The organism is Ralstonia pickettii, from assembly GCF_000607165.1.
Lineage (GTDB): Bacteria > Pseudomonadota > Gammaproteobacteria > Burkholderiales > Burkholderiaceae > Ralstonia > Ralstonia holmesii.
Genome location: NZ_JFZG01000024.1, coordinates 483,860 through 500,458 on the forward strand (window position 1 = coordinate 483,860; position 16,599 = coordinate 500,458).

General features: G+C 64.4%; 14 protein-coding genes. 8 read left to right on the forward strand and 6 right to left on the reverse strand.

The genetic code is table 11. From position 1 onward, the window contains the following. The first annotated feature begins 53 nt into the window (after positions 1-53). On the forward strand, positions 54-1,334 hold the full coding sequence (locus tag BG83_RS0119710) for a voltage-gated chloride channel family protein (RefSeq protein WP_024978320.1): 1,281 nt from the start codon (positions 54-56) through the stop codon (positions 1,332-1,334). A gap of 39 nt (positions 1,335-1,373) precedes the next feature. Here BG83_RS0119710 and BG83_RS0119715 read toward each other — a convergent pair whose 3' ends face one another. Then, positions 1,374-2,084: an IclR family transcriptional regulator gene (locus BG83_RS0119715; protein ID WP_024978321.1), complete on the reverse strand. Its 711-nt coding sequence runs from the start codon at positions 2,082-2,084 to the stop codon at positions 1,374-1,376. Between the two features lie 170 nt (positions 2,085-2,254). Here BG83_RS0119715 and BG83_RS0119720 point away from each other — a divergent pair, with 170 nt between their 5' ends. The 6 genes from BG83_RS0119720 to BG83_RS0119745 all read left to right on the forward strand — a co-directional run bounded on the left by BG83_RS0119720 (position 2,255) and on the right by BG83_RS0119745 (position 8,608). Next, a complete protein-coding gene (locus BG83_RS0119720) occupies positions 2,255-2,953 on the forward strand; it encodes an RraA family protein (RefSeq protein ID WP_024978322.1) in 699 nt (232 codons plus the stop codon). Beyond that, positions 2,953-3,900, forward strand: coding sequence for a hydroxyacid dehydrogenase (locus BG83_RS0119725; protein ID WP_024978323.1), 948 nt, complete (start codon positions 2,953-2,955; stop codon positions 3,898-3,900). Before BG83_RS0119720 ends, BG83_RS0119725 begins: the two co-directional genes overlap by 1 nt. 5 nt (positions 3,901-3,905) lie before the next feature. Then, positions 3,906-4,850, forward strand: a complete 945-nt coding sequence (locus BG83_RS0119730; RefSeq protein ID WP_024978324.1) for an SMP-30/gluconolactonase/LRE family protein — start codon at positions 3,906-3,908, stop codon at positions 4,848-4,850. A gap of 56 nt (positions 4,851-4,906) precedes the next feature. After that, on the forward strand, positions 4,907-6,271 hold the full coding sequence (locus BG83_RS0119735; protein WP_037032123.1) for an MFS transporter: 1,365 nt from the start codon (positions 4,907-4,909) through the stop codon (positions 6,269-6,271). Between the two features lie 76 nt (positions 6,272-6,347). Continuing rightward, a complete protein-coding gene (locus tag BG83_RS0119740; protein WP_024978326.1) occupies positions 6,348-7,673 on the forward strand; it encodes an MFS transporter in 1,326 nt (441 codons plus the stop codon). 2 nt (positions 7,674-7,675) lie between these two features. Next, entirely contained in the window at positions 7,676-8,608 is a 933-nt protein-coding gene (locus BG83_RS0119745; RefSeq protein WP_024978327.1) for an amidohydrolase family protein, read from the forward strand. A gap of 34 nt (positions 8,609-8,642) precedes the next feature. Here the strand turns inward: BG83_RS0119745 and aspA are convergent, their stop codons facing one another. The 4 genes from aspA to BG83_RS0119765 all read right to left on the reverse strand — a co-directional run bounded on the left by aspA (position 8,643) and on the right by BG83_RS0119765 (position 13,948). After that, on the reverse strand, positions 8,643-10,058 hold the full coding sequence (aspA, locus tag BG83_RS0119750; RefSeq protein WP_024978328.1) for an aspartate ammonia-lyase: 1,416 nt from the start codon (positions 10,056-10,058) through the stop codon (positions 8,643-8,645). Continuing rightward, the gene (locus BG83_RS0119755; protein WP_024978329.1) at positions 10,055-11,536 is read right to left on the reverse strand and encodes an aspartate/glutamate racemase family protein; all 1,482 of its coding nucleotides are present in this window, start codon (positions 11,534-11,536) and stop codon (positions 10,055-10,057) included. Before BG83_RS0119755 ends, aspA begins: the two co-directional genes overlap by 4 nt. Next, positions 11,533-12,840 (reverse strand): dicarboxylate/amino acid:cation symporter, encoded by a 1,308-nt coding sequence (locus tag BG83_RS0119760; protein WP_024978330.1) that lies wholly within the window; start codon positions 12,838-12,840, stop codon positions 11,533-11,535. Before BG83_RS0119760 ends, BG83_RS0119755 begins: the two co-directional genes overlap by 4 nt. Positions 12,841-13,048: 208 nt before the next feature. Next, complete coding sequence (locus BG83_RS0119765; RefSeq protein WP_024978331.1) at positions 13,049-13,948, reverse strand: LysR substrate-binding domain-containing protein; 900 nt, start codon at positions 13,946-13,948, stop codon at positions 13,049-13,051. A 212-nt stretch (positions 13,949-14,160) separates the two neighbouring features. On the opposite strand from BG83_RS0119765, the gene BG83_RS0119770 reads away from it, so the two are divergent. Then, a complete protein-coding gene (locus BG83_RS0119770; RefSeq protein WP_024978332.1) occupies positions 14,161-15,465 on the forward strand; it encodes an O-acetylhomoserine aminocarboxypropyltransferase/cysteine synthase family protein in 1,305 nt (434 codons plus the stop codon). A gap of 22 nt (positions 15,466-15,487) precedes the next feature. Here BG83_RS0119770 and BG83_RS0119775 read toward each other — a convergent pair whose 3' ends face one another. After that, a complete protein-coding gene (locus BG83_RS0119775; RefSeq protein ID WP_024978333.1) occupies positions 15,488-16,405 on the reverse strand; it encodes a LysR family transcriptional regulator in 918 nt (305 codons plus the stop codon). Positions 16,406-16,599 lie beyond the last annotated feature (194 nt).

The window sequence follows — 16,599 nt, forward strand, 5'->3', positions numbered from 1 at the left end:
ACGCCCAAACGACGTTCTGTCGCTCAGGTTTGAGTTCTTCGAATCTGGTCATCATGAAGAAAATGCTTACACGCTCCGAGCCGCTGCTCATGTTCGGGTATCTGCTGCGCTGGCTCTCGCTGGGATCGCTCGTCGGCATGCTCGCTGGACTGGGCTCTGCGGTGTTGCTGCTGGCGCTGGATTGGGCGACCAACACGCGCACCGCCCACCCCTGGCTGCTGTGGTTTCTGCCCGTGGCGGGGCTTGCCGTCGGCTTGCTCTACCACTACATGGGGCGCTCGGTGGAAGGCGGCAACAACCTGCTGATCGACGAGATCCACGACCCCAAGCGTGTCGTGCCCAAGCGCATGGCGCCGCTCATCCTGCTGGGCACCGTTGTTACCCACATCTTTGGTGGTTCAGCGGGGCGCGAGGGCACGGCTGTCCAGATGGGTGGCAGCTTTGCGGATTATCTGACGCGGCTGTTTTCGCTGGCCCCGGCGGACCGGCGCATCCTGCTGATGGCGGGCATCAGCGCAGGTTTCGCATCGGTCTTCGGCACGCCGCTCGCCGGTGCCGTCTTCGGGCTGGAGGTGCTCGCGATCGGGCGTCTGCGTTATGACGCCATCCTGCCGTGCTTTATCGCGGCCATCGTGGGTGACCTGGTTCCGCCGCTGCTAGGCGTGCACCACACGCCGTACGCGATTCCTTTTGTGCCGCATCTCACGCCGGTCGCGATCGGCCTGGTGGTCGTGGCCGGCATCGTCTTCGGTGTGGCAGGGATGACGTTTGCGGCGCTCACGCACCGGCTCAGCCGACTGTTGAAGCATCACATTGCGTTTGGCCCGCTGCGCCCCGTGCTGGGCGGCAGCGTGGTCGTGGCTGCGGCCATGGCGCTGGGTACCGACAAGTACCTGGGCCTCGGCATTCCCGTCATCGTGGATGCTTTCCACAACCCGCTGCCGGCCTACGACTTTGCCGGCAAGGCGGCTTTCACCATCGTGACGCTGGCCTCGGGTTTCAAAGGGGGCGAAGTCACGCCCCTGTTTTACATCGGTGCCACGTTGGGCAATGCGCTCGGTTATGTGTTGCCGCTGCCGTTCCCGTTGCTGGCCGGCCTTGGGTTCGTTGCGGTGTTTGCGGGCGCCGCCAATACGCCCATCGCGTCGACCCTCATGGCGATGGAGCTTTTTGGCCCCGAAGTCGGCACGTTTGCCGGCATCGCGTGCGTGGTGAGCTATCTCTTCTCAGGCCACACCGGCATCTATCACGCGCAGCGCATCGGCCATGCGAAGCGCCCCGCCGAAGCGGCGACGGCAGAGCAAACCTCGGTTGAATCTGCGGGGCGCCCTTAGCCCGGAGGGGCGAGCTTAGCTTCAGGCAGCGCCTTCACGTCAAACACCGTAGACGCGTTCGCACAATGCCGCACTTGCACCAAGCTTGCGCGACAGGTCGGACGCGGCCTGCAATTGCTTCGTGACGAAATCGCCAGTGGTGCGCGCAGCTTCGAGCCGAGAGGCTGCGCCCGATAGCGTCAGCGCGGCCATGAACTTGTCGCTGGAGCCGAAGACGGGCGTGGCAAATGCCGCCGTGTGTTGGTCGCGCGCGCCGGAGGTGAACAGCGGCAACGCCGGTGCTTCGTCATACAACGCTTCACCCAGCCCCCAGTAGCGCAGCACGTGGCTGATGGCCGTATCGTCCAGCGGAAGAGACGTGCCGGGCAGGCGTGTCTCGCGCAGGCCTTCCGACGGTTCAGCGCGGAACAGGCATAGCCGCCGGCCGTGATCGATGACGTAGTACGATGCGCTCTCTTGCGTGGCTGCCGCCAGCGCGTGCAGCACCGGTTCCACCACGGAAGACAAGTGGAACGACTGCTCATAGAGCTTGCCGAGATACAGCAGGCGCGGCCCGAGCGAGTACGCACCAGACTCGGAGCGAATGACATAGCTCATGCGCTCCAGCGAGTTCATCAGCCGATACACCGTGGTCTTGTGCATGCCCGACGCCTGCGCCAGGGCCGCGAGTGACAGGGCTTCCGCCCCTGGCTTGAAGCAATCCAGCAAGGCCAGCGCCTTTTCTACTGCGGCAACGCCGTCATTCCCCATTCCCAACTCCCCGAACGCATGTACGGCAGGATTGTACTATGTACAACGCTGTTGTATCTGGCGGAAGGGTAAACGCTACTGGATCGCTCCGCTCGCCCTGGCTATAGTGATTTCACTGAGTACACCATTGTTGTACAGAGTAAAACATCACAGTCTGAGGTAGGTTTTTCATGAGTACCCCTTCGCACACCCCTTCCGCCATCGTTCGCGATATCGAGCGCGTTTCGCCCGCGCTGGTCGACGCTGCTGCCCGCTTTCAGGCAGCCATCCTGGCCGACGTTGCCGGGCGCCGCGGCACCCTCAACGGCCGCGTCAAACCGCTCGCGCCGACGATGAAAGTGGTCGGCCCCGCCGTGACGGTTGAAGTTCGCCCGGGCGACAACCTTGCCATCCACGCCGCCATGGCCGTCGCCAAGCCCGGCGATGTGATCGTGGTGGACGGCAAGGGCGACCAGAGCTGCGCGCTGATCGGCGAGATCATGGCCACGCAGGCGCACGCCACGGGTATTGCCGGGTTTGTCATCGATGGCGCGGTGCGCGATTCGCACGAACTGGCCAACGGCACGTTCCCGATTTTTTCTGCGGGCCTGAACCCATGCGGGCCGACCAAGAGCGTGGCCGGCCGCGTGAACCTGCCGGTCTCAGCCGCCGGGGCGACGGTGCATCCGGGTGACCTGGTGGTGGGCGATGCGGATGGTGTGGTCGTCATCCCGCGTGCGGAGGTCGAGCGCATTCTCGTGCTCGCGCAAAAGAAGGTCGAGGCGGAAGCTGCCCGCATTGCTGCCATCCAGAAGGGCGACACGCGCCCGGGTTGGCTTGAGAAAGAACTGCGCGCTGCGGGCATGCTGGCTGAAGGCGAGGCACTGTAATGAGCACGACGGCAACCAAGCCGGTCTTGCTCGTCACGGCGGCTGATCTGGCACCCCAGGCGTTGGACATGCTGGGCGATTTCGAAGTCGTGTTTGCCGGCAAGCAGCCCACCGAAGACGACATCGTTGCCTTGTGCGCGCGGTACAAGCCGGTGGCAATCATCGTGCGCTATGGCAAGGTCAACGCCCGCATCATGGACGCGGCCGGCAACCTGCAGGTGATTTCCAAGCACGGCAGCGGCATCGATGTCATCGATCAGGACGCCGCTGCGGCGCGTGGCATTGCGGTGCGTGCCGCGGCGGGTGCCAACGCCGCCGCCGTGGCCGAGCATGCGTGGGCGCTGATCCTGGCGTGTGCAAAGTCCGTCCCGCAGCTCGACGCGCGCATGCGCGCCGGACACTGGGACAAGGCGACGCACAAGTCGATCGAACTGGACGGCCGCACGCTCGGCCTGGTCGGCCTGGGAGCGATCGGCCGCCGGGCGGCTGCCATCGGGCTGGCGTTCGGTATGAATGTTCTCGCCTTCGATCCGTACGCCAAGGAGGCGCCGGCCGGCGTGAAGCTGACGAGCCTTGGTGAGTTGTACGTGCAGTCCGACGTGGTCTCGCTGCACTGCCCGTTGACCCCGGAGAACCGCAAGATGCTGAACCGCGACGCGTTCGACTGCTTCAAGCCCGGTGCGATTCTGGTCAACACGGCGCGTGGCGGCTTGATCGACGAACCGGCGCTGGTGGAAGCGCTGGCCAGTGGCCGGCTCCGTGCGGCCGGGCTCGATAGCTTCGACGTGGAGCCGATGACCACGCCACACCCGTTCCAGGGCGTTGCGAACATCATCCTGTCGCCGCATATCGGCGGCGTGAGCGATGCGGCCTACGTGAACATGGGCAAGGGCGCGGCGGCCAATGTGCTCGCGGTGATCGAGGAACGCTCGCGCACGGCGGCGTGATGTCCATGTTCCAGCTCTCGCCACCGGCGGTGCGTGAAGCTGAAGTCTTCACACGCATGCCAGCCAGGTTCCGCAAGCCCGATGTGCAGACGGAATGGGCGCGCGCCAATCGCGGCGGGCAAGCTACCGATTCCTTTCTCGAAGGGCCGGTGTGGAGCCCGGGCGGCCAAGGCTATCTGTACGTGACCGACATCCCGCATGGCCGCGTCTTCCGTATTTCGCCCGCAGGTGAGTGGGAGTTGGTGACCGAGTACGACGGCGAGCCCAACGGCATGAAGTTCGTCGACGATGCGCACCTGCTCATCACCGACTATCGCAACGGGCTGATGCTGCTCGACATCCAGCGCGGCGAAGTCACGCCCTATCTGGAGCGCCGCAACTCGGAACGCTTCAAGGGCGTGAATGATCTGACGTTCGATTCGCGCGGCAACCTGTACTTCACTGATCAGGGGCAGACCGGGCTGCATGACCCGACCGGGCGCGTCTATCGCCTGTCGGTGGAGGGCAAGCTCGACATGCTGCTCGGCAATTGCCCCAGCCCGAACGGGCTTGTGCTGTCGCCCGACGAGAAGGTGCTGTACGTCGCCATGACGCGCGGCAACTGCGTATGGCGTGTGCCGTTGCAGGCGGATGGCTCGGTCAGCAAGGTCGGACAGTTCTTCACATCGCACGGCCCGAGCGGCCCCGATGGTTTGACGATCGATACGGCGGGGCGGCTGTTCGTGGCCAACCCCGGACTCGGCCGCGCATGGGTGCTCAACCACCGTGCCGAGCCCGAGGTGATTGTGACCAGCCCCGAAGGTGCATCGCTCACGAACTTGTGCTTCGGCGGCCCCGAAATGAAGACGCTTTTCATGACCGAATCGGTGTCCGGCACGGTGCTCAAAACCGAGATGGACATCGCCGGCCCGCTGCCGCATCGGGCAAAACAGACAAAGCCCACGCCCTAGCTCATCGATACGCAACCCCTAGCGCTCATAGAAGCGCGATGGAGGAGACCCTGCAAATGTCCCAGACCTTGAGTGCCACCACGCCACCGCACGGCGCGGATGTGCGCGCCGCCACCACGCTGCCCGATGCCGACTACCACGCGAGCGAACGCACGCTGGCCAAGGCATTCCGCCGCATCCTGCCGTTCATCTTTGCCTGCTATGTGATCAGCTATCTCGATCGCACCAACGTAGGGTTTGCCGCGCTCACCATGAACAAGGACATTGGCCTGACGGCCGAGCAGTTCGGGTTCGGGGCGGGGCTGTTCTTCATCGGCTATTTCCTGTTCGAGATCCCCAGCAACCTCATCATGCAGAAGGTGGGCGCGCGCATCTGGATCGCGCGGATCATGATCACGTGGGGCCTGTTCTCGATGGCCACGGCATTTGTGGTCGGGCCCAAAAGCTTTGCGGCAGCGCGCTTTCTGCTGGGTCTTGCCGAAGCGGGCTTCACGCCAGGCATCTACCTGTACTTCACGCACTGGTTTCCGGGCAAATGGCGCGCCAAGGTGACGGCGGCATTCCTGGTGGGGATTCCGGTGGCGAACATGATCGGCTCGCCGATATCGGGTGCGTTGCTGGAGCTCGGTGGCCTGCATGGGCTGCGCAGCTGGCAATGGCTGTTGCTGATCGAAGGGCTGCCGGCGGTGCTGCTTGGTATCGCGTGCCTGTTCGTTCTGGCAGACCGGCCGGAAAAGGCCACCTGGCTCAGCGACGATGAAAAGGCCGTGCTCGCGCGCCGCCTCGCCATGGAGCAACGCGACATCGCCAGCAAACACGGCACGACCCTGCGCGATGCAATGACCAACTGGCGTGTCTTCGTGCTGGCGTTCATCAACTTCTGCGGCATCGTCGGCTCCATCGGCGTGGGGCTCTGGATGCCGCAGATCATCAAGCAGTTTGGTGTCGAGCACGCGGTGGTCGGCTGGCTGACTGCCATTCCGTACGCGATCGGGGCGGGGGTCATGCTGTGGTGGGCCCGCGTGGCGAACCGCGCGCAGAACCGCATCCCCTATGTGGCCGGTGCGCTGGTGGTTGCAGCGGTCGCGCTGGCGGCCAGCACCGCCGTTGATGTACCGGCACTCAAGCTGACGGCGCTGTGCCTGACGGTGAGCGGCATCCTGGCGTTCCAGGCTACGTACTGGGCGATTCCCTCCAGCTTCCTCACGGGCCGCGCGGCCGCGGGCGGCCTGGCGCTGATCGTTTCCGTGGGCAATCTTGGCGGCTTTGTCGGCCCGTCGATGATCGGTGCCATCAAGCAGTTCTCGCATGGCTTTACTGCGCCGCTGCTGGCGGTGTCGACCGTGCTGCTCATCGGTGCGTTGTCCATCGCTTGGCTGGGCGACCCCGGCGCCGATGCCGGTGAAGCCATAACCCGCTGATCGAGCGATCGCAGTACCTTTCTTCCTAGACATTCAAACAGCGCCGCGCAGCACACGACGGCGCCAGGAGACACACATGCAAGTGACGGGCAGTACCGGTGTCACCGAGATCGAGCAGCGGACCCTACGCAAGGTGGTCTGGCGGCTCGTGCCATTTCTCATGCTCTGCTACCTGCTGGCCTTCATCGACCGCGGCAACGTAGGCATGGCCTCGCTGCAGATGAATCATGACCTCGGACTGTCAGCCCGTGTGTTCGGGTTTGGCAGCAGCCTGTTCTTTGTGTCGTACTTCTTCTTCGAGGTACCGAGCAACCTGGCGCTGCAACGCTACGGCGCGCGCATCTGGATTGCGCGGATCATGATCACGTGGGGGCTGATCTCTGCCGCGACGGCACTGGTGCAAGGCCCGGCATCGTTCTATGCGCTGCGCTTCCTGCTGGGTGCTGCGGAGGCCGGGTTCTTTCCCGGCGTGCTGCTGTATCTGTCGTACTGGATTCCGGCAACGCACCGCGCCCGCATTGTGGCGACGTTCATGGTGGCGATTCCGGCGGCAAGCTTCATCGGCTCGCCCATCTCGGCTGCGCTGCTGCAGATGGATGGGTTTGCCGGCCTGCGCGGCTGGCATTGGCTGTTCATCCTCGAAGGCATTCCGACGGTGCTGCTCGGCATCGCCTGCCTGCGCCTGCTGACCAATCGGCCAGAAGACGCGAAGTGGCTGTCGAGTGAGGAGCGCCAGTGGCTCACGAATACGTTGGCCGGTGAAGCGCGCGGGCCGAAGAAAGTTGCGCAGATGCCGCTGGCGAAGCTGTTCTGCAATCGCTATGTGCTGTGCCTCGCGCTGGTGGACGTGTGCGCTTCGGCCGCCGGCAGCACGCTGTCGGTGTGGCAGCCGCAGCTCCTCAAATCTTTCGGGTTGACCGTCATGCAGACGGGGCTGCTCAACTCGGTGCCGTATGCCGTGGCTTCGGTGCTGATGGTGTTCTGGGGACGCCGCTCGGATCGTCTGAAGGAGCGCCGCTGGCACACCGCCATTCCCATGCTGCTGATCGGCCTCGGCCTGTTTGGCACATCGCTGAGCGGGTCTCTCGTGCCCACCATGGTGATGCTGTGCGGGGTGCTGGTGGGGGCCTATTCGTTCAAGGGACCTTTCTGGGCGCTGGCCTCCGGCATGCTCTCGAACAGTGCGGCTGCTGCGGGGCTGGCCACCATCAACGCGATTGCCAACCTCATTGGCGGCGGCCTGATGGTGAACGTGTACGGCTGGGTCAAGCAGGCCACCGGCAGCTACGCGTTGGCGCTGATGCCGTTGGCGCTGCTGACGCTGGTGAGCGTGACGACGCTGCTGCTGTTGAGCCGCTCGACGCCGGAAGCGCCGGTACTGAACAAGACGGAGACCGCCTGACGATGCGCGCACTCAGCAGAAGGCAGTTCCTGCAGATGGCAGGTGCCGGTGCCGTGGCGGCGAGCGTTTCCGCGCTCACGGACGCGGAAGAGTTGTGGTCCAGCGGTAGCGACACGCCGACGTTCAAGCTGCCCGCCGGCACGGTGGATTGCCACATGCACATCTACGATGACCGATTCCCCAGTGCCCCGGGCACCACGCTACGGCCGCCCAACGCGAGCATCGAGCAGTACCGCAAGGTACAGGCGCGCTCGGGCGCGCAGCGCAATGTGGTCGTCACGCCGTCGACATACGGAACGGACAACCGCTGCACGTTGGATGCGCTGAAGCGTTTCGGGCCGAATGCGCGCGGTGTCGCGGTGATCGATATCTCCGTGACGGATGCCCAGCTTGCGGAGATGCACGCAGCAGGTGTGCGGGCCATCCGCTTCAATCTGAGCTATCCGGGCGCCACTACCGTCGAGATGCTGGCGCCGCTGGCGTCTCGCATCGGCGCACTTGGGTGGCATATCGAGCTTGTCGTGCAAGGCGCGAAGCTACCCGCGCTGGAGTCGCATCTGCTTGCGCTGCCATGTCCGCTCGTGATCGATCACATTGCGCATGTCCCGCAACCAGGCGGCATGCAGTCCGACGCCATGCGCACAGCGCAACGCCTGGTCGACAAGGGAAACACGTGGATCACGCTGTCCGGTCCGTACGTCGATACCAAGACCGGTGCACCGGCCTATGCCGACGTAGAGCCCGTTGCCAAGGCATTCATCAACATGGCGCCCGAGCGGATGCTCTGGGGCACTGACTGGCCGCATCCGACCGAGAAGGCGCACAAGCCCGACGATGCCGCGCTGCTCGACACGATTGCCGCGTGGATCGGACGTGCGGATTGGCAACAGATGATCTTTGTCGCCAATCCGGTGAAGCTTTACGGCTTCGGTTGACTGATCCCTGTTCGGCTCAGCAGCCTCCGTTCGGTCAAATCGCCCGGGCCGCCGTCACCGCACGCGGCTGGGCCAGCATGTCCGGTTGCAGAATCTCGTCCAGCGCCTCGCGGCTGAGGAGGCGCTTGTCCAGCACGAGCTGATACACGCTGGTGCCGCTGACGAGCGCCTCCTGCGCAATCGCTGTCGCATTCGCATATCCAATGTGCGGATTGAGCGCGGTGACGATGCCGATCGAGTGTTCCACGTTGGCACGCAGGTGCGCTTCGTTGGCTGTAATGCCGTCGACGCACTTTTCTGCCAGCGTCAGGCACCCGTTGCGCAGGTGCGAGACGCTCTTGAACAGGCTGTGCGCAATGATGGGCTCGAAGGCGTTGAGCTGAAGCTGCCCGGCCTCAGCGGCAAAGGTGACGGTCAGGTCATTGCCGATCACCTCGAAGGCAATCTGATTGACGACTTCCGGAATCACCGGGTTCACCTTGCCGGGCATGATGCTCGACCCCGCTTGCATGGGCGGCAGGTTGATCTCGCCCAGCCCCGCGCGCGGGCCGCTGGAGAGCAGCCGCAGGTCGTTGCAGGTCTTCGACAGCTTGACCGCCGTCCGCTTGAGCACGCCCGAGAGCTGAACGAACGCGCCCACATCCTGCGTGGCCTCCACCAGGTTGTGCGACGTCACCAGCGGAATGCCCGTGATTCGTGCCAGATGCCGGCAGACCGCGGCCGCATAGTCCGGATGCGTGTTGATGCCCGTGCCGATGGCCGTGGCGCCCAGGTTGATCTCGCGCATCAGTGCGGCGGCTTCGGTCAGGCGTTCCTGGTCTTCGCCCAGCATGACGGCATAGGCGCTGAACTCCTGGCCGAGTGTCATCGGTACGGCGTCCTGGAGCTGCGTGCGGCCCATCTTGAGCACACCGCGGAATGCCTCGGCTTTGCGCTCGAACGCTTGCCGCAACACGCCCATGGCATCGATCAGGGCCAGGACGCCCTCGTGCGCGGCAATCCGCAGCGCGGTCGGGTAGACGTCGTTCGTGCTCTGGCTCAGGTTGACGTGTTCGTTCGGGTGCAGGTGCTGGTAGTCGCCGCGCGCGTGGCCAAGAGACTCCAGCGCCAGGTTGGCAATGACCTCGTTGGCGTTCATGTTGGTGGACGTGCCTGCGCCACCCTGGATGACATCGACGACGAAATGCGCGTGTGCTTCGCCCGCCCGCACACGCTCGCATGCGTGGACGATTGCGTTGGCATGCAGGCTGTCCAGCAGCCCCAGCTCATGGTTGGCCAGCGCTGCCGCAGCTTTCACGCTGGCCAGCGCGCAGAGCAATTGCGGATAGACAGAAATGGGAGTGCCGGTAATCGGAAAGTTCTCCAGCGCGCGCAGCGTGTGGACGCCGTAGTAGGCATCACTGGGGATTTCGCGGTCGCCGAGCAGGTCGTGTTCGATACGGTGGGTCATGTCGTTTGTAATGAAGCGTTGGAATGCGATGGAGAAGGGTGGGCGAGGGCGCGCGCAACGCAGTGCTGCGCCAGAACATCGGTCGGGTCGATCAGCGTGACGAGCCGGCCTTGAGTTGTGTTGACGCTGGCGTGCGGCAGCAGCAGCGGCAGTTCCGTGCAGCCGAGAACCACCACTTCGACGCCGCGCGCTGCCAACTCGTCGATGGCGGCCATCAGATCGTCAACGCAGGCGCCTGCGGTGAAGCCCGCTTTCACGCCCTGCGGGCCATAGATGGCGTTCATCACACGGGCTTGCCGCTCGGTGCTGGGTATCACTTGTTCAAGGCCCGCCGCCTCCAACGCCTTGCGGTACACACCGCTGGCCACGGTGCCAGAGGTCGCCAGCAGGCCGACCTTTCGCAAGGCCGGAAGCGTGCTGCGGATATGCTCGGCCGTCACGGTCAGCATGTTGACGATCGGGATGCCGAGATACGGCTGTACGCGCTCAACGTACGCATGTGCCGTGTTGCACGGAATGGCGATGATGTCGGCGTCGCCCGCCTCCAGCTTGCGGCACGTGGCGTACAGCGAGATGGTCGGGTCCGGCCCTTCACCGATGAGGTTTTCGGTGCGGTCGGGAATCTGCGGGTTTTGCTCGACCAGCAGCTTGATGTGGTCCTGATCGCGCGTGGCCGGCGTGTTGCGCACGATCTTCTGCATGAAGTCGACCGTAGCGGCGGGCCCCACGCCGCCCACCACACCCACCTTGAACAGCTTGCCGGGCGCATCGTGTTGCCCCGACACCACGTACTGCGCGTAGGCCAGGTTCGAATCGACGATGGGCACGCCAAGGGGCCCAAGCTCGCCGAGCACCAGGGCGATCTCGGTCAGCCCGGGCAGGATCAGGTCGACACGCTGGTCAACAAGATCCGCGCAGGCGTCGCGCAACAGCCCGATGGGGCGCCCCCGCAGGTTGCCGCTCTTGATTCCGTCAGGGGCGTACACCGCTTCGGTCACGCGATCGATGCCGTCAACGCGCGGGTGGACGACGTCGAACTCCGGCGCATTGAAGTAGTGCTCGAACAAACGCTTGCTGCGCGTGGTGTCCGAAGCGAGTACCCCGATGCGGCGCGCGGCCGGAAACTTGCGCCGCACGTGGCTACGCAGCCCCGCCATCATGTCGATGATCGGCAACGGCGAATTGGCGGTCAGTTCGTCAATGAAGGTGTGGCTCAAAAAGCAGGGCAGCACCACCGCCCCGATGCCGCGCCGCTGGAAGTCGCGGATCAGGTCGAAGATGTAGAGCTTGCGCTCCGTGGTGGCTGCCGTCGTGTGGCCTGCCTGAGAAAACGGATGCTGCTCGAACACGATGTCGAGGTGCTCCGCATCGGTGCTGGCCGGGGTGGACTGGATCAGCTTGAAGAACACGTCTGCGCTGGCCAGCGCCCCCAGCCCACCGATCACGCCCAGCGAGCGACGCGCGTGCGGTGTTGTCATTTCACTTCGCCCGAAATGCCCGAAACGCCCGGAATGTTGGAGAGGCCGTCGAAACCTGGCGTTTGCTCACGCGCGGCCCGGCGTGCTTCCCACTTGGCGATGGCCGTGGTGGCGATGCTGTTGCCGACCACGTTGGTGGCAGTGCGGCCCATGTCCAGGATCTGATCGATGGCCAGGATCAGCACCACGCCCGAGGGCGGCAGATGGAACATCGGCGCCACCGCTGCCACCACCACCACCGAGCCGCGTGCCACGCCTGCCATGCCCTTGCTGCTGAGCATCAGCACCAACAGCATGAGGATCTGCTGCGACAGCGGCATCTCTACGCCAAACGCCTGTGCGATGAAGAGGGCAGCAAACGTCTGATACATCATCGAGCCATCAAGGTTGAACGCGTAGCCCAGCGGCAGCGTGAAACCGACGACCTTCTTGTCGACGCCAAAGGCCTCGAGCTTTTCGGTCAGGCGCGGGTAGGCCGCTTCGCTGCTGGCGGTGGAGAACGCCAGCATGGCCGGCTCGCGAATCGCCTTGAGCAGTGCCCACGTCTGGCGCCCCAGGAAGATGCGGCCGATGCCGATCAGGATGGTCAGCAGCAGCGCCAGCCCCAGGTAGAAGCTGCCGACCAGCTTGCCGTAAGTCGCCAGCACATCCAGCCCATGCAGCGTAATGGCCGAGGCAATGGCGCCGAACACACCGATGGGCGCCAGCGCCATGACGTAGTCGGTCAGCTTGAGCATGGCCGGCACGAGGGCATCGATGGCGCGCGACAGCGGCGCGACACGTTCGTCGCCCTTGAGCACGCCCAGCACCACGCCAAAGAACACCGAGAACACCAGGATCTGCAGGATGTCGTTGCGTGCCATGGCATCCAGCACGCTGGTGGGGAACGCGTGGGTGATGAAGTCCTTGAAGTTCAGGCCGGCGGTGTTCAGACCGGTGGCAACGTCCGCCGCGTTGGGCGTCATGTTCAGACCCGCCCCCGGCTGCAGCACGTTGGCCAGCACCAGCCCGAGCGCCAACGAGATGAGCGACGCGCAAAGAAACCACGCGACCGACCGCAAACCGATGCGGCGTACGGCCTGCGTGCCGTCCATGCCGGCCAGGCCCGACACCAGCGTGGCGAATACCAGCGGCGCGATGATCATCTTGATCAGCCGCAGGAAGATGTCCGTGATGATGGAGAAATAGCCGGCGATGGCTTTGGCCGCATTGGCGTCGGGTGCGAGCTTGTGGCACGCATAGCCCACGGCGATGCCCAGCAGCATGCCTGCCAGGATGGTTGCGGTAAGGCGATTCTTTTTCATGGTGCTCCGTCCAGTGAGGTCTCTTGCCGGAATCGGAGAACACCGAATCCGTGGCCTTTCGCACGACGCCGGCCGGTTATTCGGCTCGGCTTTCATTGCGTGGACGGAGTGTAGGAACGGCAGCGTGCGTTGTGATGCGGCTCCCGCAAGGGCTCATGCGAGCGCCGCATAGTTCGGGTAAACGAGCAAACGGCTCACCAAGGCAAGTTCAGGGCAGGCTGAGATGGCGCCAGAGTTTTTCCAGCAGCTCGTTGCGCGTGTACTGGTTGCGATACACACGCAGGTCCAGATCGAGCGACCACGTCGGGCCGCCGGCCGGCACCAATACGCCGGCGGCAAGTTCCGCCTCGATCGAACTTTTTGGCAGCCACGCAATGCCTTCACCGGCAAGCAGCATCTTCTTGAGCATTTCGGCCATGTCGGATTCATAGTCGAGCCGGAGGAACGGTTGCGCATCGGCCTGGCTCAACAGCAACGCCAGGCAACGGCCAAAGTAGCTCGTGGGGGTGTAAGAGATGAGCGGCAGGGGCCGGTTGGCCGTGCCGGGCAGGCGGTGCATCGGCCCTAGCCGCGCGTTGGGCTTGCTGACCGGCATGAAGGTGTCGCGCCCGACTGTCAAGCTGGGGTACTTGATCGGGTCAAGATGCAGCGGCAGGCTGGGGTGGTCGTACGCGAACATCAGATCGCAGGTGCCGTTGACCAGCATGAGCACCGAGTCGTGCACATTGCCCGGAATGATGCGCGCGCGCAGGTTGCCGATGTGCTTGCCGACCGTTGCCAGCCAGGCGGGCAGGCAGTTCAATGAGATGGTGTGACCCGCTGCAATCTGCAGCCCCGGCCCGGGCATGCGGTGCTCGGAGCGAATGATGGCGCGTGTGTCGATCAGCTTGCTCAGCACGTCATCCGCTGCCTCTTCAAACAGGCGGCCCGCTGCCGTCAATGTGGGCGGATAGGTGCTGCGATCCACCAGCTCGGCGCCCACCCACTGCTCAAGCGCCTGGATACGCCGGCTGAAGCCGGATTGGGTGACATTGCGGATTTCCGCCGCCCGCGAAAAGCTCTGGTGCTGCGTGAGGGCAATAAAGTCCTCGATCCATTTGACTTCCATGTCCCCTCCAGCGCGGTGCGTTCAATGCTGTGGAGGCTATCCGTTCGGCTCACGCCAGATGGCACGTGTTTACCCTAGGTATGCGATATCCGCATGACCATATGCGGCCTCCGCATCGTGCCGTTTCACGCATAACCAAAGGCAAAAACGGTCGTTCCTCCAACCGCAGGGCTGGCCATATGCTCGCCGGACCCACCTTCCGGAGACGCACCATGACGCACCCGTCCTTGAGCACCGCCCCCGCCTGGAAACTCGACACCGTGGCTGTCCATGGCGGCTACAGCGCAGACCCGACCACCCGAGCGGTGGCGGTACCGATCTACCAGACCGTTGCGTTCGCGTTTGACGACACACAGCACGGTGCCGATCTGTTTGACCTGAAGGTGCCGGGCAACATCTACTCGCGCATCATGAACCCGACCAACGATGTGCTGGAGAAGCGCATTGCCGCGCTCGAAGGCGGCATCGGGGCGCTGGCGCTGGCGTCGGGGCAGGCGGCCGTCACGTATGCGATCCAGACGATTGCGGAAGCGGGCGACAACATCGTCTCGGCCAGCACGCTGTACGGCGGCACCTACAACCTGTTTGCGCACACGCTGCCGCAGTCGGGCATCACCACGCGGTTTGCCGATCCGCGTGACCCTGCATCGTTCGAAGCGCTGATCGACGACCGCACCAAGGCCATCTTTGCCGAGACGGTCGGTAACCCACTGGGCAACATCACCGACATTGCCGCGCTGGCCGAGATCGCACACCGCCACGGCGTGCCGCTCATCGTCGACAACACCGTGCCGACACCGTATCTGACGCGGCCCTTCGAGCACGGCGCCGACATCGTTGTGCATTCGCTGACGAAGTATCTGGGTGGCCACGGCACAAGCCTGGGCGGCGCGATCGTCGATTCCGGCAAGTTTCCGTGGGCCAAGCACAAGGCGCGCTTCAAGCGCCTGAACGAACCGGACGTGAGCTATCACGGCGTCGTCTATACGGAAGCCCTGGGCGACGCGGCGTACATTGGCCGCGCCCGCGTGGTGCCGCTGCGCAATACCGGCGCAGCGCTGTCGCCGTTCAACGCGTTCCTGATCCTGCAGGGCATCGAAACGCTGGGCCTGCGCATCGACCGCATCACGCAGAACGCCGCGCACATCGCACGGCATCTGCGCGGCCACGCCAAGGTGGAGTGGGTCAACCATGCCAGCCTGGAGGATCATCCCGACCACGCGCTCGTGCGCAAGTACCTCTCGGGCAAGGCACCGGGGTTGCTCACGTTTGGCGTGAAGGGCGGTTTTGCCGCCGGTGCGCGCTTTCAGGATGCGCTGCAGTTGTTTACGCGGCTGGTGAACATTGGCGACGCGAAGTCGTTGGCTACGCATCCGGCGTCGACCACGCATCGGCAGCTCTCGGAAGCCGAGCTGGCCAAGGCGGGGGTGCGGCAGGAGACGATCCGGTTGTCGATCGGCATCGAACATATCGACGACCTGCTCGCCGATCTGGATCAGGCGCTGGCGTTGGCCTGATCGGGCGCAGAACCGCGCTGGTTCACGGCTGCGCCGGCCGCTCCGGATACGCCTGCCGCAGCGCCTGTGCCAGCGCGTCATGCAAGCGCGCGCCGAGCGCTGTCAGAACGTGGCGGTCCCGCGTGAGCAGCGAGATGACGCGCTCGGGCATCGGCTGATCGGTCTCGATAAAGTCGATCGTCTGACGGATGATGGGCGAGCGCGTCGATTCGCTCGACAGCAGGAGCAGTGCGTCCGATTTCCAGCACAGCTCGAGCAGCAGCGTCATGGAATTGCACTCGACCACGCGTTCGGGCGGTGCGAGACCGGCATCGGCAAACAGTCGGTACAGCGGCGAGTGCTCGTCAGCAAGCGAATCAGGAGCCAGCCACTCTTCTTGCTGCAAGGCATGCAGAGGCTGGTGGCCGCGCAACGGGTGGCCCTTGCGTACGCCGATCAGCGTCTGCGCACGGCAGACCACGGTGTGGTCGAACCCGCGTTCGCCCGTCTGCAACTGAGACGTCAGCGCAAAGTCGATGGCGCCCTCGCGCAGCAGTTCCAGCAATTGGCCCGGACGTGCCTCCAGGATGCGCAACCGCGCTTTGGGAAATTCGCGCCGGAAGGTCACGAGGCAGTCAGCCACCGGCCCGATGAGCGCGGTGACGGGGGTGACGCCCACCGTCAATTCGCTCGTCACCGCCCCTTTCATGTCTTCCAGGTCTTCTCGTGCGCGCTTGACGCTTTCGTTGATCAAGCGTGCATGCCCGACCAGGCGCTGGCCATACGGCGTAAGCCGGATGCCCTTGCTGGAGCGTACGAACAGCGTTGCGCCCACGCTGGTTTCCAGCTCCTTGATGGCCTTGCTGAGCGCGGGCTGCGTGATGTGAAGCAGGCGCGAAGCCTCCTGGATGCTGCCCGTCTCGGCGACGGTAACCAGTGCACGTAGCTGGTTGAGCTTCATAGGTGTCCTTGATACACGGCGCAGCGAAGAGTTGGCATGCCGCACCGCCAGCCAGCAACTGTACTGCGGAATCCTGCTGGGGCGGCCGTTGGGCTAGCGGGGCAGGCTCGGATGCGCGCCCCCGCCATAGCCAACAGCTATAGCCATGAAAAAAAGCGAGAGGCGGAATCGGCCCGACAGCTCCTACTATTGCC